At 40.2% G+C, this 22,012-nt stretch carries 21 protein-coding genes; 19 read left to right on the forward strand and 2 right to left on the reverse strand.

Annotated elements, in window-relative coordinates; all coding sequences use genetic code 11:
- The first annotated feature begins 166 nt into the window (after nucleotides 1-166).
- From DWX96_RS07670 to DWX96_RS07720, 13 genes are all read left to right on the forward strand, one after another.
- Nucleotides 167-2,803, forward strand: coding sequence for a cation-translocating P-type ATPase (locus DWX96_RS07670; RefSeq protein ID WP_118057163.1), 2,637 nt, complete (start codon nucleotides 167-169; stop codon nucleotides 2,801-2,803).
- Between the two features lie 550 nt (nucleotides 2,804-3,353).
- Nucleotides 3,354-3,785: a hypothetical protein gene (locus tag DWX96_RS07675; RefSeq protein WP_118057164.1), complete on the forward strand. Its 432-nt coding sequence runs from the start codon at nucleotides 3,354-3,356 to the stop codon at nucleotides 3,783-3,785.
- Nucleotides 3,786-3,818: 33 nt separating this feature from the next.
- Nucleotides 3,819-3,962, forward strand: coding sequence for a hypothetical protein (locus DWX96_RS14430; RefSeq protein ID WP_197420839.1), 144 nt, complete (start codon nucleotides 3,819-3,821; stop codon nucleotides 3,960-3,962).
- Between the two features lie 339 nt (nucleotides 3,963-4,301).
- On the forward strand, nucleotides 4,302-7,730 hold the full coding sequence (locus DWX96_RS07680) for an ABC transporter ATP-binding protein/permease (protein WP_118057165.1): 3,429 nt from the start codon (nucleotides 4,302-4,304) through the stop codon (nucleotides 7,728-7,730).
- Nucleotides 7,731-7,795: 65 nt separating this feature from the next.
- A complete protein-coding gene (locus tag DWX96_RS07685; RefSeq protein ID WP_118057166.1) occupies nucleotides 7,796-8,230 on the forward strand; it encodes a MarR family winged helix-turn-helix transcriptional regulator in 435 nt (144 codons plus the stop codon).
- 127 nt (nucleotides 8,231-8,357) lie between these two features.
- Nucleotides 8,358-8,864, forward strand: coding sequence for a DUF2798 domain-containing protein (locus tag DWX96_RS07690; protein WP_118057167.1), 507 nt, complete (start codon nucleotides 8,358-8,360; stop codon nucleotides 8,862-8,864).
- Between the two features lie 72 nt (nucleotides 8,865-8,936).
- Entirely contained in the window at nucleotides 8,937-10,205 is a 1,269-nt protein-coding gene (locus DWX96_RS07695) for a Y-family DNA polymerase (protein WP_118057247.1), read from the forward strand.
- Nucleotides 10,195-10,380 carry a hypothetical protein gene (locus tag DWX96_RS14175; RefSeq protein WP_147326048.1) on the forward strand — a complete coding sequence of 62 codons (186 nt, stop codon included), beginning with the start codon at nucleotides 10,195-10,197 and terminating at the stop codon, nucleotides 10,378-10,380. The genes DWX96_RS07695 and DWX96_RS14175 overlap by 11 nt, the downstream gene beginning before the upstream one ends.
- Before the next feature lie 114 nt (nucleotides 10,381-10,494).
- Nucleotides 10,495-11,286, forward strand: a complete 792-nt coding sequence (locus DWX96_RS07700; protein ID WP_118057168.1) for a sporulation initiation factor Spo0A C-terminal domain-containing protein — start codon at nucleotides 10,495-10,497, stop codon at nucleotides 11,284-11,286.
- 581 nt (nucleotides 11,287-11,867) lie between these two features.
- The gene (locus tag DWX96_RS07705) at nucleotides 11,868-13,580 is read left to right on the forward strand and encodes a T7SS effector LXG polymorphic toxin (protein ID WP_118057169.1); all 1,713 of its coding nucleotides are present in this window, start codon (nucleotides 11,868-11,870) and stop codon (nucleotides 13,578-13,580) included.
- 142 nt (nucleotides 13,581-13,722) lie between these two features.
- Nucleotides 13,723-14,355 (forward strand): hypothetical protein, encoded by a 633-nt coding sequence (locus tag DWX96_RS07710; RefSeq protein ID WP_118057170.1) that lies wholly within the window; start codon nucleotides 13,723-13,725, stop codon nucleotides 14,353-14,355.
- An 11-nt stretch (nucleotides 14,356-14,366) separates the two neighbouring features.
- The gene (locus tag DWX96_RS07715; protein WP_118057171.1) at nucleotides 14,367-15,089 is read left to right on the forward strand and encodes a hypothetical protein; all 723 of its coding nucleotides are present in this window, start codon (nucleotides 14,367-14,369) and stop codon (nucleotides 15,087-15,089) included.
- Between the two features lie 124 nt (nucleotides 15,090-15,213).
- Nucleotides 15,214-15,888: a YoaK family protein gene (locus DWX96_RS07720; RefSeq protein WP_118057172.1), complete on the forward strand. Its 675-nt coding sequence runs from the start codon at nucleotides 15,214-15,216 to the stop codon at nucleotides 15,886-15,888.
- 2 nt (nucleotides 15,889-15,890) lie between these two features.
- On the opposite strand, the gene DWX96_RS07725 is transcribed toward DWX96_RS07720, so the two are convergent.
- Nucleotides 15,891-16,253 carry a metal-dependent transcriptional regulator gene (locus DWX96_RS07725; RefSeq protein WP_117699268.1) on the reverse strand — a complete coding sequence of 121 codons (363 nt, stop codon included), beginning with the start codon at nucleotides 16,251-16,253 and terminating at the stop codon, nucleotides 15,891-15,893.
- A 220-nt stretch (nucleotides 16,254-16,473) separates the two neighbouring features.
- On the opposite strand from DWX96_RS07725, the gene DWX96_RS07730 reads away from it, so the two are divergent.
- The 5 genes from DWX96_RS07730 (at nucleotide 16,474) to DWX96_RS07750 (ending at nucleotide 19,710) form a co-directional block, all read left to right on the forward strand.
- Complete coding sequence (locus tag DWX96_RS07730; protein ID WP_117699278.1) at nucleotides 16,474-16,686, forward strand: FeoA family protein; 213 nt, start codon at nucleotides 16,474-16,476, stop codon at nucleotides 16,684-16,686.
- Between the two features lie 19 nt (nucleotides 16,687-16,705).
- Nucleotides 16,706-16,927, forward strand: coding sequence for a FeoA family protein (locus DWX96_RS07735; RefSeq protein WP_022242378.1), 222 nt, complete (start codon nucleotides 16,706-16,708; stop codon nucleotides 16,925-16,927).
- A 160-nt stretch (nucleotides 16,928-17,087) separates the two neighbouring features.
- Complete coding sequence (gene feoB / locus DWX96_RS07740) at nucleotides 17,088-19,253, forward strand: ferrous iron transport protein B (protein ID WP_118057173.1); 2,166 nt, start codon at nucleotides 17,088-17,090, stop codon at nucleotides 19,251-19,253.
- A gap of 28 nt (nucleotides 19,254-19,281) precedes the next feature.
- Nucleotides 19,282-19,419 (forward strand): FeoB-associated Cys-rich membrane protein, encoded by a 138-nt coding sequence (locus DWX96_RS07745; RefSeq protein ID WP_117699280.1) that lies wholly within the window; start codon nucleotides 19,282-19,284, stop codon nucleotides 19,417-19,419.
- An 18-nt stretch (nucleotides 19,420-19,437) separates the two neighbouring features.
- Complete coding sequence (locus DWX96_RS07750; RefSeq protein WP_117842055.1) at nucleotides 19,438-19,710, forward strand: Fur family transcriptional regulator; 273 nt, start codon at nucleotides 19,438-19,440, stop codon at nucleotides 19,708-19,710.
- A gap of 73 nt (nucleotides 19,711-19,783) precedes the next feature.
- Here DWX96_RS07750 and DWX96_RS07755 read toward each other — a convergent pair whose 3' ends face one another.
- Nucleotides 19,784-20,887, reverse strand: coding sequence for a CPBP family glutamic-type intramembrane protease (locus DWX96_RS07755; protein ID WP_118057174.1), 1,104 nt, complete (start codon nucleotides 20,885-20,887; stop codon nucleotides 19,784-19,786).
- A gap of 386 nt (nucleotides 20,888-21,273) precedes the next feature.
- Between DWX96_RS07755 and DWX96_RS07760 the strand changes: the two genes are divergently transcribed.
- Nucleotides 21,274-21,981, forward strand: a complete 708-nt coding sequence (locus DWX96_RS07760) for a hypothetical protein (protein WP_117842053.1) — start codon at nucleotides 21,274-21,276, stop codon at nucleotides 21,979-21,981.
- Nucleotides 21,982-22,012 lie beyond the last annotated feature (31 nt).

Genomic DNA, 22,012 nt, shown 5'->3' on the forward strand with positions numbered 1-22,012 from the left:
GAAATTGCTTTCCTGTAAAGTAAAAAACGCTCCGCGAGGATGCACACTGCGGCGTATAAGGTAGATGCCGCAAGCGACCGCCGCAGGCGCGGGAATGTGTCAAGGCACATTCTTTGTTATGCATAGTTGATACCCGGTAACATAAAAAGCAGGAGGTTAAGCGTATATGAAAGCATATTGGAATTGTACGAAAGAGCAGTTGGAAGAAATGTTTGGCTTTCGGGAAAAAGGATTAACAGAAGAAGAAGTAGAAAGAATACGAAAAGAGACAGGCGAAAACCGGCTGAGCGAGGGCAGACATAAGAGTCTGTTACAGGTGTTTTTAAGTCAGTTTTGTGACTTGATGGTCATAATCCTGATTATTGCAGCAATTATTTCCATGTTTTCCGGAAATGTTGAGAGCACTATCGTAATTTTTCTGGTATTACTTATGAATGCTGTTCTTGGTACGATACAGTATAGGAAGGCAGAAAAATCACTGGATAGTTTGAAGGATTTGGCGGCACCAGCGGCCCGGGTTATCCGGGATGGAAAACGTCAGGAGATTGCATCCAAAGAGATTGTGCCCGGGGATTATGTAATCTTAGAAGCAGGGGACATGATTGTGGCAGACGGAAGAATTCTTCGCAATTATTCCCTGCAGGTCAATGAAGGCTCACTGACAGGAGAGTCTGTCAATGTAGAAAAAAATGAAGAAGTATTGCCGGAAGAAGTACCGTTGGCAGACCGGAAAAATATGGTATTTTCTGGAAGCTTTGTAACATATGGAAGAGCGGAGGTACTTGTAACAGCAACAGGAATGGAAACGGAATTAGGAAAGATTGCCGGGTTGATGAATCAGACGAAGGAGCGGAAGACTCCGCTTCAGATAAGTCTTGATTCTTTCAGCAAAAAGCTGGCAATACTGATTATGGCAATCTGTGCACTGGTCTTTTGTCTTGGCATTTACCGGAAGATGCCGGTCATTGATGCCATGATGTTTGCTGTTGCACTGGCAGTAGCGGCAATACCGGAAGCATTAGGCTCCATCGTTACAATTGTGCAGGCAATGGGAAGCAGGAGAATGGCAAAGGAGCACGCCATTGTCAAAGAATTAAAAGCTGTGGAAAGCTTAGGCTGTGTATCGGTAATCTGCTCCGATAAGACGGGAACACTGACACAGAATAAGATGCATGTGGAAGAGGTTTATCTGAATGGTATGACTTGTAAACCGGATGAGATGACCTTGGAGTCCAGCCTGCAAAGGCTTTTTTTATACAATGCTATTTTAAATAATGATGCCAGCATAACGGATGGAAAAGTACTGGGAGATCCGACAGAATCTGCCCTGTTGGAAATGTTCCACGAAGTCCGCCTGAATCAGGACAGAACGGAAAATGTAGGGCAGCTTACCATACAGGAAGAAACGATTCGAAATATGATTCCGAGATTAGAAGAAATTCCATTTGATTCTGAACGGAAATGCATGAGCAGTAAATACCGGCTGCATGGCGAAGAAGAAATTATTTTTACAAAAGGAGCAGTAGATGTCCTTTTAAACCGTTGCATAAATGTGGCATATGAAGAAGAGATAAGACCGATGGATAATGTAGAAATCGCAAAAATCCAGAAGCAGAATCAGCATTTTTCTGAAAAGGGACTCAGGGTACTGGCATTTGCATGTAAGAAGTCCGGGGGAGAACTGACGGTGGAAAAGGAAAATGGACTTACCTTTTTAGGATTAGCTGCCATGGCAGACCCGCCAAGGGAAGAATCCATACAGGCAGTAGCAGATGCGAAGCGGGCGGGAATCCGCACCGTAATGATTACCGGAGATCACAAAATCACAGCCGTTGCGATTGCAAAGCGTATTGGAATCTATGAAGAGGGGGACCTGGCATTAACCGGAACAGAGCTGGATGCCTGCCCGGAAAAAGAACTGGAAGAAAAGATTGATAAAATATCTGTTTATGCGAGAGTGTCACCGGAGCATAAGATACGGATTGTAAAAGCCTGGCAGAAGAGGGGCAATATCGTTTCCATGACCGGAGATGGTGTAAATGATGCACCGGCATTAAAGCAGGCAGACATCGGAGTAGCCATGGGAATAACCGGAACGGAAGTGGCAAAGGATGCGGCAGCCATGATATTAACAGATGATAACTTTGCTACGATTATTAAAGCAGTAACGAACGGAAGAAACATTTACCGTAATATAAAAAATGCTATTTTATTTTTACTTTCCGGCAACATGGCAGGAATTTTATCTGTATTGTATACATCCCTTTTGGGGCTTCCGGTTCCATTTGCTCCGGTGCATTTACTGTTTATTAACCTGCTGACAGATTCCCTTCCGGCAATTGCCATTGGCGTGGAACCGCAGGATGCAGGTTTGTTGGAAGAAAAACCAAGGAAGACATCGGAAGGAATTTTATCTGGAGAGACATTCCGGCGAATTATGTTGCAGGGCTTATGCATTGCGGCATCCACCATGGCAGCATTTTATATCGGAAATGGAAAGGGTGCGGCAATGGCATCCACTATGGCATTTGCAACACTGACATTGGCGCGTCTTTTCCATGGATTTAACTGTCGTGGAAACAAGAACATTTTTGCATTGGGCTTTGCCGGAAATCCATACAGTATCCTTGCATTTGTGTCTGGAAGCGTGCTGCTGGGACTGGTGCTTTTTGTACCGCCGCTGCGGGGGTTATTTTCAGTAGAATTATTGTCTGGTCCTGCTGTGATTGAGATTATTCTGTTGGCAGCACTTCCGACCGTTGTCATCCAGATGGTCAGAGGAGTGAGAGAGTTAAAAAAATAAGCCAAATTTGCGCCGGTGTCCGGGAAGAAGCAAGCTGCTAAAATGCGACCGTTCTAAGAAAGTGTTTTTTCTTTCTATATTAAAATAGTCTTTCCAATGTTTGACATCTCGCCCCGTCTGTCCGTCGGAGTACGGATGCATTATCGGAATCTGCACAAGGGCTCTTAGAATTTCGTCTGTAACCGGCAACACTGGCACAGGGATGTGCCAGTGAGGCGCAATTGAACACGGATGTAAATTTGCGCCGGTTGCCAGCCGAAATCAAACACAATATCGAAATTCTTATGTGCCCTTGCAGATTCCAGTTCGCATCCGCTTCCGACGGACAGATGGGGTGAGCAGTCAAAGCAGCGGAAAGACAATTTATTATCAGAAAAAACACTTTCAAGAACGATAACGCATTTCATCAAAAATTTCTTCCCGGACACCGGCTGCAAATTTGTGCTTGTATTTTTCTCTCTGTCCTTAGCCTATCTGGCTGCATCAACTCTTGACGGAAGCTGTCCTGCGACATATACTAAGCTTAATCACAGGGTAAGGAATGAGACAGATGTATCGGAAAAAGATAATCAGGCATTTGGCACTGCTGTGGAGCATCCTGTTTCTGGTAGCCATTGCAGGCGCATCCACCAGAACAGAACAGGTTTCCCCGGCAGAGAAAGAAGCCTTTGCAGTAAATTACATAGAGTTAAAGAATGTCCGTCTTTTAGATACTCCGGATAAGATGTTATCCAGAGAGGAGCAGATGCAGAATACAGGCATTGCGGCATTGACACTAGGCTGCAGCGGTAGACTGGCGAACCATAGGAGAAATATTGGAATGCTGTTCTGGCTGCTGTTGGTGGTACTGCCACAGCTTTTTATGGGACGCATTCAGAGAAACCGGAAGAAGCATGGCGATAATGTACTAAGGAGCCTGATGTTAGCAAGGTTTGAGCGGAAGGCGGACGGAAAGAAGGAAGCATTGGCACCCGCATATTAAATACATAAAATAATAATATGCGAGGTGTAAGAAATGAATATTTTTATCTGGATTATGATAATCTTAGGTGGTGGAGTAGGAATTCTTTCCTGTGCTTATCTGGTACTGGCAATGCCGGTACTTCTGGTATGGAAGATTTGCCGGAAGGTAAAATATCACATTGGATTATTTGATTAGAAGATAAAGAAAAAGAAAAGAGGATTCTGGAATCTGGCGGCAGGTCAGAAAACAGAGTCCTTTTTTTACTTTACAGGAAATTGCTTTCCTGCAAAGTAAAAAACGCTCCGCGAGGATGTGCACTGCGGCGTATAAGGTAGATGTCGCAAGCGACCGCCGCAGGCGCGAGAATGTGCCAAGGCACATTCTTTGTTATGCATTTTCTAAAATTTTTATGAAAACCATGATATTTTTCGAAAGTGAGATGTAAAAATGTTCGGAATAAGGTAATATAAAAAACAGAGTGAGAAAGAAAAAGTAAAATAGAAAAATAAAAAATGGAAAACGAGAGAATATCATATGCTTCAGATTCAACACATTTATAAGGAATATAAGACCGGAAGTCTGGTGCAGAAGGCACTGGATGATGTCAGCTTAAATTTAAGGGATAATGAGTTCGTGGCAATCCTCGGGCCGAGTGGTTCGGGAAAGACCACATTGCTTAATATAATCGGAGGACTCGACCGTTATGATAGCGGAGATTTGATTATCAATGGAATATCCACGAAGAAATACAAGGATAGGGATTGGGATTCTTACCGGAACCATACCATTGGTTTTGTGTTTCAAAGTTATAATCTGATTCCCCATCAGACGGTACTTGCAAATGTGGAACTGGCATTGACCATTTCCGGTATCGGTAAGGCAGAGCGGAAGAAACGAGCCGTTGCGGCATTAGAGCAGGTGGGACTGGGAAACCAGTTACACAAGAAGCCAAGCCAGATGTCCGGTGGACAGATGCAGCGTGTAGCCATTGCAAGAGCTTTGGTCAATGACCCGGATATTCTGCTGGCGGATGAACCGACGGGAGCATTAGACAGTGACACCAGTGTGCAGGTCATGGATTTGCTGAAGGAAGTGGCAAAAGACCGGCTGGTAGTTATGGTAACCCATAACCCGGAATTAGCAGAGCAGTATGCTACCAGAATTGTTAGATTAAGTGATGGAAAAATTCGTGCTGACTCCAATCCTTATGAAGTGGATGAGGCAATGCTGAAGGAACCAGAGCATAAAAACATGGGAAAATCCTCCATGTCATTTCTTACGGCATTGTCCTTAAGCTTTAATAATTTAAAAACGAAAAAGGCAAGAACCCTGCTGACTTCCTTTGCAGGCTCTATTGGAATTATCGGCATTGCACTGATATTATCTCTTTCTACCGGTGTAAATAAATATATCAAAAATGTAGAGAAAGAGACCTTATCCGAGTATCCGCTGCAGATTCAGAGTACGGGATTCAGCCTTGCATCCATGAGCCTTGGAATGGCAGATTCCGAAAGTGATACGGAAAGTGATGACGAAAATGCCGAAACAGATAAAGAAAATTCCGGGGATAAAGTAAAAGTCATTAAGATGGTAACCAATATGTTTTCCACGATGGCATCTAATGACCTGGAGGCTTTGAAAAAGTATCTTGATGAAGGAGACAGTGGAATTGAGCAGTATACTACAGCGGTGGAGTATACTTATAATATCAGTCCGCAGATTTTTAAGGAAAATGAAGACGGGATACGTCAGGTAAATCCGGACAAATCTTTTGATGCAGTAGGTCTTGGAACTTCATCTGGTTCCAATAGTCTGATGTCATCCATGATGAGCACGGATGTTTTTTATGAGATGCCGGAAAACAGTAAGTTATATGAAAAGCAGTATGATATTAAGGAAGGACGCTGGCCGGAAAATTATAATGAGTGTGTGGTGGTGCTTACTTCCAATGGCGGAATTAGTGACTTTTTACTGTATACATTAGGTCTTCGTGACCCGCTGGAATTAGATGAAATGATACAGCAGTTTGCCAGTGAGGAAAATATCGAGACGCCATCTGATTTTGGAACTTATACTTATAAAGATCTGGTAGGAATCCGGTTTAAGCTGGTGAACAGTGCAGATTATTATACTTATGATGAAGAGTATCAGGTCTGGAAGGATAAGTCGGACAATGAAGATTTTATGAAACAACTGGTGGCAGATGGCGAAGACCTTACGATTGTAGGTGTTGTGCAGCCGGCAGAGGGAAGTAAGGCCGCATCCTTAAGTGCAGGAATTGCATATCCAAAATCCCTGACAACGCATGTGGCAGAGGAAGCAGCAAAGAGTGAGATAGTAAAACAGCAGCTTGCAAATCCGTCAGTAAATGTTTTTACCAATGAAGCGTTTGGTGAGGTAGATAAGGAAAACGGATTTGATATGCAGTCGCTGTTTACCGTAGACAGTGAAGCTCTGGAAAAAGCCTTTTCCTTTGATGAAAGTGCCTTAAGCGGGTTGGAAAATTCTATGGGGGATATGGGAAGTGCCGATTTGTCCGGAGCATTTTCCATGGATGCTTCTTCCATGGGTCAGTCAATTTCTGCGGAAGAAATGCAGACAATTGCAGGCAGTCTCTTAGAGGGATACCAGCAGTATGCAAAGGATAATCCGCAGGCAGATTATTCGAATCTGTCCCAGTATTTTATGAACTATTTAAATACGGAAGAAGCCCGGAAAATTTTATCCGATAATATCAAAGAGATTATTACGGCAAATGGCATGGTAACTATTACACCGGAGCAGATACAGAGCCTCATCCAGCAGATTATGGGTGGATATCAGCAATATGTCATAGACCATGGTTATACCGCCCCGGAGAAATTTGATGAGTACTTAGCAGAATATTTGCAGACAGAGGAAGCCCAGGGGATCATAACAGCGTGGGCATCTGAGATATTTACAGGTAGTGGAAATATTGAGATTACGCAGGAGCAGATGCAGAAATTGTCTTCTGAATTATTTGCAGGTTATCAGACTTATGCACAGAATAATGGATTACCTGACCCGGCAAAATTGGGAGATTCTTTTGCGGCATATCTGAATACAGCAGATGGTCAGCAGAGAATTGCAGCCGGACTTTCGAATGTTATGAATGTGGATGCAGTACAGCAGCAGATGATGACGGCAATACAGCAGTATATGCAGCAGGCAGTGACACAGATGGGAAACAAGCTGCAAAGTGCCATGGCATCCGGCATGCAGGTGGATGAAGAAGCATTTTTAAATGCATTTCAGATTAATATGAATGAGGATGAGCTGACAGAGCTTTTGATGTCTATGGGTTCTGCAACCGGAACAACCTATGAGAATAACTTAAAGAAATTAGGCTATGTGGATTTTGCAGTGCCAAGCGGAATTAATATTTATCCGAAGGATTTTGAAAGCAAGGAGCATGTGGTAGAAATTTTAGATGCATACAATAACCGCATGGAAAAGGAAGGCAGGGACGAGCAGGTGATAACCTATACCGATATGGTAGGAACGCTGATGTCTTCCGTAACCGATATTGTGGATATTATCACATATGTACTGATTGCATTTGTGGCAATTTCGCTGGTGGTATCTTCAATTATGATTGGTGTCATTACTTATATCAGTGTGTTAGAGCGAAGAAAAGAAATCGGAATCCTAAGAGCTATCGGAGCATCGAAGCGGAATGTTTCCCAGGTATTTAATGCAGAGACCTTTATTATCGGACTGTGTGCCGGACTGATTGGAATCGGATTTACACTGCTTCTGATTATTCCGGTCAATGCGATTATCCATAATCTTGCAAATACAACCGATGTAAGTGCGGTGCTTCCGGTAGTTCCGGCACTGGTGCTGATTTTACTCAGTATCCTTTTGACACTTCTGGGTGGTCTGATCCCATCAAAGAAAGCATCGAAGAGTGACCCGGTAACAGCACTCCGGACAGAATAATGAGATTGACATTTTTTGAAAAACATTTATAATAAGTAGCAAAGCTACCTAAAAGGAGTGAAATTATGGCAGTGAAGATGCCGCTTGGACTTCGGATTGCAATTATAGACCGGGCATTCCGTCGCAAAATGGATGAATGGGCAGAAGAAATCGGAATTACTGCCGTTCAGCTTCGGGTATTAGGCGAAGTCAGTCTGATGGAAGATAATGGAGTGGAAGAAGTAAATCAGAAGGACTTAGAACATATCGAGCAGGTGACACATCCGACAATGACGGGAATTATAAAAAGGCTTGAGGCAAAAGGATTTTTAATCTGTGCACCAAGTGAGAATGACCGGCGTTATAAGAAAATATCCTGTACGGAGAAATCCCGTGGAATTCATAAGGAGATTGCGAAGAAGGAAGCACTGGTTGTAAAAGATATGTGTAAGGATTTTACACCGGAGCAGAAGGAAGCATTTCTGCAAATGACAGAGATGATGTTACAGAATATTTCCTAAGCATAAAATAAAAGTGAAATCGGAAGAGGAGGAAGTTGCCGTGTAAATTTCCTTTTCTGATTTCACTTTCGTTTTGAACTAATAGGTAGCTTTACGACTTAATGAAAGAAAAATGGAGGTAATGATTATGCCAATGCATAAGAGAGAAAGTTTGATTTATACGGTGTTAATGTGTTTTACCATGGTATTATGGATGAGTATGTATAATGTAGCACTGCATATGGGAACACTGAATATGGAAGTAATAAGAGAAGGCTGGCTGGGATTCCCGCTGGCATATGTATGCGCAATGTGTCTGGATTGGCTTCTGGTATCTAAAATTGCAAAGGGATTTGCATTTCGTTTTCTGGTAAAACCGGAAAGCAGCACAACGAAAAAAGTGATTGCAGTTTCCTATTGTATGGTAGTTCCGATGGTAATTTTCATGTCCTTATACGGTGGACTGGAAGCCTGCGTAAAAAGCGGAGCATGGAATATGCTTCTGATTATCTGGCTTACCAATATTCCAAAGAATTTTATTATGGCACTGCCGTTTCAGCTTCTGATTGCAGGTCCGTTGGTAAGAAAGATTTTTCGGACAGCATTTCCGGTTGGAACCGTATTATTAGAAGCAGAAAGTGGAAATCCTGTATAAGAATTCCTCTTGTAAAATCCAAACATATGTGCTAACATAAAACAAGAACAAATGTTCTTGAAAGGCATTGATATGAATGGAAATAAAATCTATTTATGTATTGATTTAAAATCTTTTTATGCATCGGTGGAGTGCGTGGAACGGGGATGGGATCCGCTGACTGCCAGGCTGGTAGTCGCAGACCCGGAACGCTCAGAGAAAACCATCTGTCTTGCCGTATCACCGGCGTTAAAGCAGATGGGAGTTCCCAACCGGTGTCGTGTCTTTCAGATTCCCAAAGAAATTCCATATAAGATGGCACCACCCCGTATGCAGCTATATATTGATTATGCAGCGGAAATCTATGGCGTATATCTAAAATATATTGCAAAAGAAGATATTCAGGTCTATTCCATTGATGAAGCATTTTTGGATGTGACGGATTATCTGCATCTCTATCAGATGACAGCAGTGGAACTGGGCAGAAAAATTATGCAGGATATTTTAGATACGACCGGGATTCCTGCCGCCTGTGGAGTAGGAACCAATCTCTATTTAGCGAAGATTGCTTTAGATATTATGGCAAAGCATGAAACAGACCGGATTGCCTATCTGGATGAAGCACGCTACCGGGAGAAGCTCTGGAAACATAAACCGCTGACTGATTTCTGGCGGGTGGGGCGTGGAACGGTAGAGCGTCTATCGAATATGGGCATCTGTACAATGAAAGAGATTGCCCATGCCAGAGAGTCTTTATTATATAAGGCTTTTGGCATAGATGCAGAGCTGTTAATTGATCACGCATGGGGAAGAGAACCGGTAACGATAGCGGACATCAAGGCATATCGGCCGAAGAATACATCCTTTTCCAGCGGTCAGGTGCTGCCGCGGGATTATGAGTACGAGGAAGGTGTACTGGTGGTAAAAGAGATGGCAGATTTATTGTGCCTTGACCTGGTAGACCAGGGCCTTGTAACATCCCATATCAGTCTGGTAATCGGTTACAGCAATCAGAAATGCTTTGAACCGGCGAAGGGAAGCACAACGTTGCGCAGTGCAACCAGCTCCAACCGCCGGCTGCTGTCTTATGTAGAGCAGCTTTATCGGAGAATTGTAAGACCGGGAGCATATATCCGGCGGATTACATTGACTTATACCGGCGTAATGGCAGAAGATTATCAGCAATTTGATTTGTTTTCAGACCCGGAAGAGACAGAGAAGGATGTGAAGGCACAGCGTGCAGCAATCTCCATCAAGCAGCGCTACGGCAGGAATGCTATTTTAAAGGGAATGAATTTGGAAGAGAGTGCAACGACAATAGAACGAAACGGTCAGATTGGAGGGCATAAGAGTGGCGTATAGAAGAGACACCATGGGAGCCGGACAGCAGGAAAACGCATCCGGCTGGAATGAGAGAGAGAATCTGAGAAGAGAGAAAATGGACATCGAAGACCGTGCCAAGCAGTTTATGCCCTTCGATGCCCTGAAGGGCTTTAAGGAAGCACTGCGGAAGAAGGAAAAAGAGAAAGGGTATTGATTTTTTTGACAAAATGATATAAATATATATCTGTAGCATTGTATAGATACAGGGAGTAGATTCCACAAAACAGCTAGGAAGCTGAATCGGAATGCTGAGGGAGGAAAAGAAAGAATGATTCGAATCATGCTTGTAGAAAGTGATAAACTTTTGTGCAAGGAATATGCATTAGAAATAGCCCGGGATGAAGAATTTGCATTGGTAGCGGTAACGGGGCGGCAGAGTGATGCAATCAATATTCTGACAGAACAGGAAGTAGATGCAGTAATTGTAAATTTGGAGTTAGAAGAAGGTGACGGAATCCATCTCATTATAGAGATGAAACGGAAGTTAAAGAAACATCCGGAAATTATCGTAACAACAAATTATGGTTCGGAGCATTTTCTGCATAGCATCAATAAGTTAGATATAGATTTGGTTTATAAGAAAAATAACGAATTATTTTCACCAAAGAAAATTATTGAAATAATTAAGCTGACCGCACCAACGACTGCAGATGGAGAAAGCGAATATCATAATGGAAGAAAGGTAATCTATACGGAACAGGAAGAAACCGAAATTCAGTATGTACTGGCATGGGGTGAACTGATAAAAAGCGGTTTTGAGCCGGACCGAAAAGGAACCAAATATCTTGCAAGAGCAATTGGGATTCTGTTGGCTGTTCCCAATGGTACGTCAATCCAGATAACGAATGATGTTTATCCGCAGGTTGCACAAGTATATCAGACATCAGTAAGTGGTGTGGAAAAATCAATTCGAAACGTAATAGAACGGGTATGGTCAAGGCCAGATAAGGAGATATCATACCTCAAGAATCCAGAATGGAGAGGCTCAATACAGAACAAACCATCGAATACAGAGTATATTCAGTGTGTGGTCAGACGATTGAGGAATGTTTTACATTAAATAAATACTTACAAGATAGAAGAAATTTGAATTTCTAAGGAGATTCAGATTTCTTTTTTTACTTTACAGGAAATTGCTTTCCTGTAAAGTAAAAAACGCTCCGCGAGGATGCGCACTGCGGCGTATAAGGTAGATGTCGCAAGCGACCGCCGCAGGCGCGAGAATGTGTCAAGGCACATTCTTTGTTCTTTATGCGAGAAACTCGCAAAGTGTGCTTTTCGTAGTTGCTCTGCATTGCAAGAAATTATGGTTATAGTTATTGGTAAAAATGCACAACCAATTCGTACTTCGTGCATGAGTGTAACCGGTTTTTATATATAATTCGACTTAAAAAATTTTTGGCTCGACCTTGAATCTGCTGGAAAGCGGTAAAGGAAATTTTGAAAAAACAGCATAAAACAAGGAATTTGGAAGAAAAAATATAATAAAAATAAGGGTGGCACAAAAGTCGAATATAGGGTGCTGAAAAGTCGAATTTCAGACAAAAATAAGTCGAATATTTTTCCTTGAAAGTCGAATGGAAAAGGGGAAAAATAGATAACAGACAGGATAAAAACAGAATAATAAAAGTGGAGAAAGTTATGGGATTTCAGGTAAAGTATGAAGAAATTACCAGCATTCGGGAACTGATTCTGGCACAGCTTGACCGGTGGATAGAGCAGATAGATGCGGTAAGATGCAGTATTGTAGAGATTGCTACCATGCCGGAGATGCACGGAGAGGCAGCAGAGCATGTAAGAAGCTATATGTGGGATTATCATATGAATCTTGCAAATATGATAAAAGATACGATAGAAACCTACCGGAGCAGCTTTATACTCTATACAGACTGGTATTATAACATTGATTCTGACCAGATGGCAGAGATGTCTCAGGATTCCATGGAGGGACTGGAGGAGAACATTCAGGGAGCAAGATCAGACTTTGATGCGGTAGCAGAGGAAGTAGCGGATATTGAGAGAGAACTGTCTGCTTATCTTGATGTGGGCAGATTTTCTACAACCTGTATGGAAAGCTGTTTTGACAATGCGCTTGCCGGAGTGCAGAATGTCCGCACACAGATAGGGGAATATGAAGAGGCACACAGCCATGCAGATATGTATCCCATCGATATGATGGTAGGTTATCTTCGCAGTATTATTGGTGGACAGTTAGGTGGCAGTAGTGCTACAATCAGTGCATATGATGCATCGGTTGTGAATGCAACAGAGTCCTTCCAACTGGCACAGATGATGGATGGAATGTTAAGTACATATCTCGAGCAGGTGAAGGACAGGGTAAACTCCTGTGAGGAGTTCTATGAACTGCAGCAACAGCAGTGGCAGGAATCTATCCGACTGAGAACAGAAGAAGGCATTGTGAAAACACTTGTCGGAGTCGGAACCATGATTCTAGGAGGAATGCTTGTCGTAGCAACCTGTGGTATGGCACTTCCTTTAGTGGCTACAGTAGGAGTAATGGCAATTGGCGCAGGAACAGCAGCATATGGCTTTTCAAATACAGTAGAAGGTGGTCAGGATGTTTATGCAGGAGTAACAGGAGACCCAAGAATGGTATCGGTTAATCCAATCCGTGATACAGTATTTGCCAGCAATCCGGAACTCTATTATTTAATAGGAAATGCGTTGACAATCTCAGCTTCTATGATACTGACCGGAGGAATGGCAGCAAATGCAGCAGTAAGTGCAGGAACATCCATAGGAAGGGCAGTAGTAACAGAGTATGCAAAGCAGGGACTGACAATGGCAGCCAGCAGCTATGTGGAAAAGAGCATGACAGAAGAAACCAACAGTCCACTGGCAGGCTTTGTAGTTGGTTCACTAACCGGAATGGCAACATATGGAACGCTCAATGAGGCAGAGCTGGAAGTAGTAAATAACGTAAAAAGACCGCAGCAGTTGGGGAATATAGGGGAGAGTGGTAGTAACTCGGTGTATTCTTATGATGGTGTAAAGCAAGCATCAGAATATTTACAGAGTCAGGGTGTTCCAAGAGTATATAGAAAACAGATATTGGAGTCTTTCAATGTAGAAACAATAAAACTTCAAACTGCTGGAGACAGTACATATGGTTTGAGATTTTATGGCGGAAATGCAAATACAGAGGGAAGATATTTATTTGAAACATTTTCACCTTTAACAAATCGTCAGAATTTAGCTTTACCATATGAGTGGAATAGAATGACGGGGATTCAGCAGTTCCAAGTTAGAAGTGGAACTATAATGATTACAGGAAAGACTGCTGCTCAGAAGAGTTTTGGCAGTCAGTATATTGGTGGTGCCAATCAATGGTAGCCTGTGAAAAGGGAATTAGAATTATTACGTGATTATCTAAAAAATGGATATGAAGATGATTCAAAAAGAGTAGCTGCCTTAATTAGTTAGAAGAAAATAAGTGATCGTAATATTATGGATTGAAAAGGGAGGCATGATAAATATGCTTATGGAAATGTTGGAAAAATTGGATAGTTTAATAGCAGTATTAGCAACAGGTTTGATTACTTTCTTTATTACAAAATATAAATATTATAAGAATATTCCGCTAGATAAATTAGAAATAGCCTATAATAGAATATACTATCCAATTTATTGTATAACAAAAAGTAATATAGATATTCAGAAAAATATAGAGAAATGTAAAGTGTATTTAACTAAATATAGGAAATATGCAGATAAAACTACATTAAGAGTATTTGAAACTTTGGAGGATACTAAATTTAATAATAGGGCATATGAAAAATTTAAAAAAAATATAGACGAAATGAATACGAAGATAAGAAGACGATTAGGATATTTGGATTCAAATATAATTACGACATATAAATATTTAAGTTTATTTGAAAAAAATATGCTAAGAATAGCGCTTGAGCTAATAGTTATATATGTGCTAACTTTTATAGTGAGATATGCAAATGGAAAATGTGCTAAAATTTTTGCATATATAGATTTTTTCTTTGTTTTAGTATTGGCAATAGAGGGGATATGTATGATTGTAATGGGGTTTGTAATTGGATTTAAGGAAGTATTCCTATCAACTAAAATAAAGAAAAAAGATATATCTAAAGAATAGGGGATAGTATTATGGAATACAAGCAAATGAAAATGCGTCCTATTAATAATAAAAGGGAAGCAATTATTTTTTTGAATCAAATGATTGTATTAACAGATAAAAGAATGAATCGTTTAAAAAATGCAATTAATGATGTGGAAAAATTGTTAAAGGAATATGAGGGAAAATATAAAATAAAAACAACTATTTATCAAGCATATGCAGAAAGAATAGAATGTCTTACAATGTATATTTGTAATATATTGGGAGACGAAACGAAAAATGCTGTTTCCTATAGACAATTTAGAAAAATATTAGCTAAAAAGGTAACACAGGGAAACGAAGAATTTACACTCAGACCATTAGAAAAAGAAATAATAGATTTGCTTGATGCTATGAGAGAACAGCGAAATTGGGGGCATCATGTTCCACAATCATTGTTTGCAAGCCAGGAAAACTTTATGGTAAACGAACAAAATGGTGGAAAAAAATTATTTGAAACTTTTTTCTCTTCTGATGAGGTATATATTTCTATATGGGAATATCACGAGATAAAATGGCTTATTAATTTATATGAGTCTTCAAAGATAGCATATGAAAGTTATCGGAAAGTGTTTCAATGTATGAAGAAAGATTATTCTTTGTTAATTGGAAAGAATATGAGAATTAAGAGAATTGAAGAACCTGATGCACGTCCATTTCAATTTAGCAAAATAGCGGAAGAATCTTTGAAAGCAAATTCAAAGCGAAGTTAAGAAGAAGGTGTATTATAGGGCAAGAAATGAAAACATAAGATGTCATCTATATATTATAGTATAGAATCCCCCTTGACACCCATAGTATAATAAGAAGAAAACCAAGGATGAGAGGATGATAATTATGAGGCGTTCCAGACAGATGTCGGAATCAATAGAACTTGGAATCGTGCTGGCGTTGGCTGGAGGATTTATGGATGCATATTCCTATATGTGCAGGGATGAAGTATTTGCTAATGCGCAGACGGGAAATATGTTATTGCTCGGAATCAATTTATCGGAGAGAAACTGGGGAATGGCACTGCGTTATCTGTTTCCGGTGCTGGCATTTGCGGTGGGAATAGCGCTGGCAGATGTAGTACGGGTACATGCAAAAGATAAGAGCCTGTTTCATTGGCGGCAGCTTTCTGTATTATGTGAAGCACTGGTGCTATTTGTGGTATGCTTTTTTCCACAGAGCATGAATCTGGCAGCCAACAGCTTAACATCACTGGCATGTGGAATACAGGTGGAGAGCTTCCGGAAGATACATGGCAATGGAATTGCAACCACGATGTGCATCGGAAACTTAAGAAGCGGGACACAGAACTGGTGTGATTTCCATTATACGAAGAATAAAGAATCCGCGTTTAAAGGAATGCTGTATTATGGCATTATCCTGATGTTTATAATAGGGGCGATTATTGGAAATGCCTTTGTGAAATTATTGGCAGAGAAAGCAATTTTGATATGTGCAGCCGTGTTGTTCATGGCATTCATTATGATGTTTGTAGACAAAGAAAAAGCTTTGGAGCAGTAGTATTACTGCTTCAAAGCTTTTTTGATTGCGGTAAAGCTTTCTTTACTGATAACATGTTCCATTTTGCATGCATCTTCTGTTGCGATTTCCTTTGGTACACCAAGACTTTCTAACCAGGTAGAAAGGAATTCATGACGTTCATAAATCATTTCTGCAATTTCACGACCGGAATCGGTAAGATAGATGAAACCGGAATCGGTTACCGTAATATGATTCTTTTCTCTTAAATTCTTCATTGCTATGCTGACACTGGATTTCTTAAAGCCAAGTTCATTGGCAATATCTACAGAACGAACCACAGGAAGCTTTTTGCTCAGCATAAGAATAGTCTCAAGATAATTTTCTGCTGATTCATTTGTTGCCATATAACAACACCCCCATTAATGTTTTTTTCTATAATAATACATGAATTTAGGTAAGTATAACATATTAAGCCGAACATATCAAATCATAAAATGAATCTAAAAAATGCTTCTTAATGATAAAAAATTCTCAAAAACGTTCTTGACAACTAATGATAGTTAGAATATACTAACCAATGAAATGAGAAAAAATTAACAATAGCACAATAGAAAAGAGGAGAGTATGATGCCTTTATCTATGGTAAAAGAAGGAGAGCCGAACGTAATTAAGAAGGTCGGCGGTAAAGAAGAAACAAGAAGATTTCTTGAGAACCTTGGCTTTGTTGCCGGTGGTACAGTAACAGTAGTATCTGAGGTAAATGGAAATATGATTGTAAATGTCAAAGAATCCAGAGTAGCAATTGGAAAAGACATGGCAAATAAGATTATGGTGTAACAGCCAGAAGGAGGAAATTATGAAGACATTAAAAGAAGTAGCCTGCGGTCAGACCGTAAAGGTGAAAAAGCTGTCCGGAGAGGGACCGGTAAAGAGACGTATCATGGACATGGGTATTACCAAGGGCGTGGACGTTTATGTAAGAAAGGTTGCTCCACTGGGTGATCCGGTAGAGGTGACAGTTCGTGGCTATGAGCTTTCTCTTCGTAAAGCAGATGCAGAAATGATTGAAGTAGAATAAATTTTTTTGCATATAGGTTAGTAAATGCTAACATAAGGAATGCTAAGCTAACATTGAAACAGCCCGACTAACAAAAGAAATATCGGACTAACAGCATAGAAAGGCTCTATGCAGGAAATTTAAAAATGATAAAAGAAAGAAGAAAAGAGGAGTAAAAAAGATGGCGATTAAAATTGCATTAGCAGGAAATCCCAACAGTGGAAAAACCACATTATTTAATGCTCTGACAGGTTCTAACCAGTTCGTAGGTAACTGGCCGGGCGTAACTGTAGAGAAAAAAGAAGGAAAGTTAAAAGGTCATAAGGATGTAACAATCATGGACTTACCAGGTATCTATTCCTTATCACCATATACACTGGAAGAAGTTGTTGCAAGAAATTACCTGATTAACGAACGTCCGGATGCAATCTTAAATATTGTAGATGGAACCAACATCGAGAGAAACCTTTATCTTTCTACACAGTTAATGGAACTGGGAATTCCGGTTATCATGGCTGTAAACATGATGGACTTGGTAAAGAAATCCGGAGACCAGATACATATCGACAAGCTTTCTAAAAAATTAGGATGCGAAGTAGTTGAGATTTCTGCATTAAAAGGAAACGGAATCATGACTGCAGCAGAGAAAGCAATCGAAGCAGCAAAACAGAAAGCAGCAGCTCCGGTACATGAGTTCTCGAAAGAAGCGGAGGACATCATCCGCAAAGCAGAAGAAAAATTAGGAAGTGACATTCCGGAAGAACAGAAACGTTTCTTTGCAATCAAACTTCTTGAGAAGGATGATAAGATTGCAGAGCAGATGAAACAGAAAGCAGATGTATCTGCAGAAATCAAAGAAATGGAAGATGCATTTGATGATGATACCGAAAGTATTATCACAAATGAAAGATATGTATATATTTCAAGCATTATTGGTGAGTGTATTACCAAGAATGGCAAGAAAAAACTTTCTACTTCCGATAAGATTGACCGTATCGTAACAAACCGCTGGCTGGCACTGCCAATCTTCGCAGTAGTTATGTGGATTGTATATTATGTATCTGTAACAACAGTAGGTTCTATTCTGACAGACTGGACCAATGATACCTTATTTGGTGAATGGATTATTCCGGCAGCACAGAGTTTCTTTGAAAATATCGGATGTGCAGACTGGCTGACAGGCCTTATTGTAGATGGTATTATCTCCGGTGTTGGTGCAGTTCTTGGATTTGTACCTCAGATGCTGGTATTATTTATCTTCCTGGCATTCTTAGAGTCCTGTGGATATATGGCCCGTGTTGCATTTATCATGGACCGTATCTTCCGTAAATTCGGTCTTTCCGGAAAATCATTTATCCCGATGTTAATCGGTAGTGGTTGTGGTGTTCCTGGAGTTATGGCATCAAGAACCATTGAAAATGACAGAGACCGTAAGATGACAATTATGACAACAACATTTATCCCATGTGGAGCAAAACTTCCAATCATCGCATTGATCGCAGGTGCATTATTTGATGGAGCTTCATGGGTTGCACCAAGTGCATATTTCGTTGGTATCGCAGCAATCATCTGCTCCGGTATTATCTTAAAGAAAACAAAGATGTTCGCTGGAGATCCGGCACCATTCGTTATGGAGTTACCGGCATATCACTGGCCAACAGTTGGAAACGTATTAAGAAGCATGTGGGAGAGAGGCTGGTCCTTTATTAAGAAGGCTGGTACCATCATCCTTTTATCAACTATCGTAGTCTGGTTCTTAATGAACTTTGGATGGACAGACGGAAGCTTCGGAATGTTAAGCTTTGACGGACTGGAAGGAACCGCGCTGGAAGCTGCTCAGGCAGAATGTATCTTAGCTAAGATTGGTAATGCAGTTGCATGGATTTTCGCACCTCTTGGATGGGGTAACTGGAAGATGACAGTTGCAGCTATTACCGGATTAATCGCAAAAGAGAACGTAGTAGGAACAATCGGACAGTTATTCGGATTTGCAGAAGTTGCAGAAGACGGAGCAGAAATCTGGGGTAACCTTGCAAGCAGCATGACTGCACTTGCAGCATATTCTTACTTAGTATTCAACTTACTGTGTGCACCATGTTTCGCAGCTATGGGTGCAATCAAACGTGAGATGAACAATACAAAATGGTTCTGGTTCGCAATCGGATATCAGTGTATCCTTGCATATGTTGTATCCTTATGTATCTTCCAGATTGGTTCCTTAATTACAGCAGGAACATTTGGAATTGGAACAGTAGTCGCATTCCTTTTAATCATCGGATTCATTTATCTTTTGTTCCGTCCTTATAAGGAAAGCCAGACATTAAATGTAACAGTAAAAGCAAAATAATCCGCCATAACAGAAAGGAGTGATTACGATGGGTACAGTTATTGTTGGAACTGTAGTTGTAGCAGTCGTTGCACTTATAATTCGAAGCATGGTAAAAGACAAAAAGGCAGGAAAATCACTGCAGTGTGGTGTGAACTGCAAGCACTGTGATGGACATTGCCATTAATCTAGATTGGAGGCAGGCATGACGCAGACGACACAGACCAGAGACAAGATAATCAAGATGCTGAAAGACCGGGGATGCCGGATGACAAAGCAGCGTCGTATTCTTTTGGATATTATCTTAGAAGATAACTGCTCCAGTTGTAAGGAAATTTATTACAGAGCGTCCAAGAAGGACAAAAGCATTGGAACAGCAACCGTATACCGTATGCTCAATGCATTGGAAGAGATTGGCGCAGTTACAAGAAAAAATATAATCGTAGTAAATCTGGATGACAAGGCAGAAGAAGCATAGCCCTCGTATCCGAAAAAATTTAAACAATGTATAAGAAAAGCCCGGAGCAATCCGGGCTTTCCATGTTGAACTTTTACATAAACTGCGCCATCATATCGCTGGAGTAGACCACGCTGAGAAGAACCACAGCAATGGCAGAAAGGATAATTCCTATGATGGAAGTAATCATTCCGGCAGTAGCCATAGAGTTGTTATATGGCTTGGCTTTCTTGGAAAGAATTGCTGCAAAAATGCCCACAATACCAAGTCCAATCAGATAGCCGATGCAGGAAAGTACCAGACTGATGATGCCAAGAACAAGAGATACAATGGAAAGCATCTTTGCTTCGTGTTCATCATCATAAATCGGAACGTTGTTATAGAGCATCTCTAAGCGGATACGTCTTGATTTGCGCAGCATAACAAACATTGGAATTGCCAGCAGGATAAATGACAGGGAATTAATTGCAGAGAAAGTATTGATCTGGGACACAATATTTCCGGCATCGAAAATTCCGGTGGAAAGCAGGCTGGCAAAATCAACAAGGGCATGGAAAATGACAAGCATCCAGAAATTGCGGGTAGATGCATATATCGTACAGAATAAAATACCCATCAAAGCAGCAGAGATAACCTGAATCAGCGCACTTGTAAATTTTACTCCGGAAAGGATATTTACAAAATGCATCAGACCAAAGAGAACACCGCCTAAAACAATGGCACCGGTAATGCCTTTTCTTGTTTTTGGAAAACTGTTCAGTAACAGATTAAAAATGACACCTCGAAAGACCAGTTCTTCTACCAGTCCAACCAGAAAAATAGCAACTACATAGAAAATAATTTCCAAAGCAGGTCTTACATTTCCCGCTTTTGACATACCGCAAAGATAAATCTGTGCAATAAGGCTGAACAGACAGTAAACCACAAAGAAACCGCCGGTATATAAACTTCTGAGCCAGCCGGCAACATTTTCCGTAAAGATGCGGGCATAACCAATCACAAAGGTTATAATCAGGAAAACAATCAGAATGATAAATTCTGCGATTGCCTGAAGCAGGTAGTCGTTTTGTTCGTTTAATACCGGGATTTTTCCCATAACAAAACCAAGTCCCAACAGTAACCCGGTAAAAAGAATAACCGCTACAACAGACAGCACGATCCCAACGGGTGCTGACAGATTTTTAAATTTTTCTTTCATTGTAAAATACCTCTCCTTAGTAAATAAAATATGCGTTCATTATAGCATACATTTCCGGAAGTACATAATGAAATGTAAATGATATATAATTCCCTTTTGTGAAAATTATACAAATACAATAGTGTGTTTTATCTAAAATGCTAATTGACAGAAAAAAGTAAAATGTTTAAGCTATTAAGTGATTGTTGAGTAAACAATGGGAGTGTGGGCTATGAAAATAACACTTACATCTTTTATAGAATAAGGAAGTTCATATATGTCGGAATTCTCCGGCAAGTATCCCAAATAATTTATAAAACAATTTAATATAACATAATTGCAAAAATAAGTTGGGAGGATTGCCTGTAAAAAACAGGCAGTTCTTCTGATAAAAGAGGAGCTTAAACATGAAGAAAAGTAATGTGGCAGGGTTAATTGTTATAGCATTATTTGTAATCGGAATAGCTGTTGCATTGATGCAGTATAAAAGAGAACAGACATATTCGGATGAACAGAAAAATGTTCTGGCGTCAGAAAAAGTAGTATTGAGTGCAGATGAGAATTTGTTTGGAATGACAACAACAGATGCACCGGAAAATTATGATATTATCAAGGATTATTATGAGAATTATGATAACGCAGGATTGGAAAAGTATGTTATTCCAATTGCGTTTATGGATGAAGAATCATACATATTTGGAATAAGAGAAACAAAGTATTGCCAGTATGTTTATATAGATGATAGTCAGGATATAGTAGTAGAAATGACTAAGGAGCAAAGGGAAAAATGGATAAGTAAGTTAAAAGAAAAAATAGATGATATATTACAGCAACAAAAAGAAAGTAAAGTATACAATTTTAATTTTGAGAAAGATTATAAAACTTTGCAAATTGATGTTACAAAAGAAGTATTAGACCAAGAGAAAATGACTTCTTTTATGTCTTATCTTACAGCATTGTTATATCATTCGGAGATATATCAGGTCCTTAATGGAAATACAGATTGGGCAGTTCAGGTTATTACAGAGGATTGGGACACCGGAAAAGAATTAATTAATATAGAATATCCGGATGAAGGATTCCGTTTATCGGATGAAAATTGGGAAAATATATAAATTGCTTAGTATGATATTAAGAATGTTTTGA

Source organism: Roseburia sp. AF22-2LB (assembly GCF_003461125.1).
Taxonomy (GTDB): Bacteria; Bacillota; Clostridia; order Lachnospirales; family Lachnospiraceae; genus Roseburia_C; species Roseburia_C amylophila.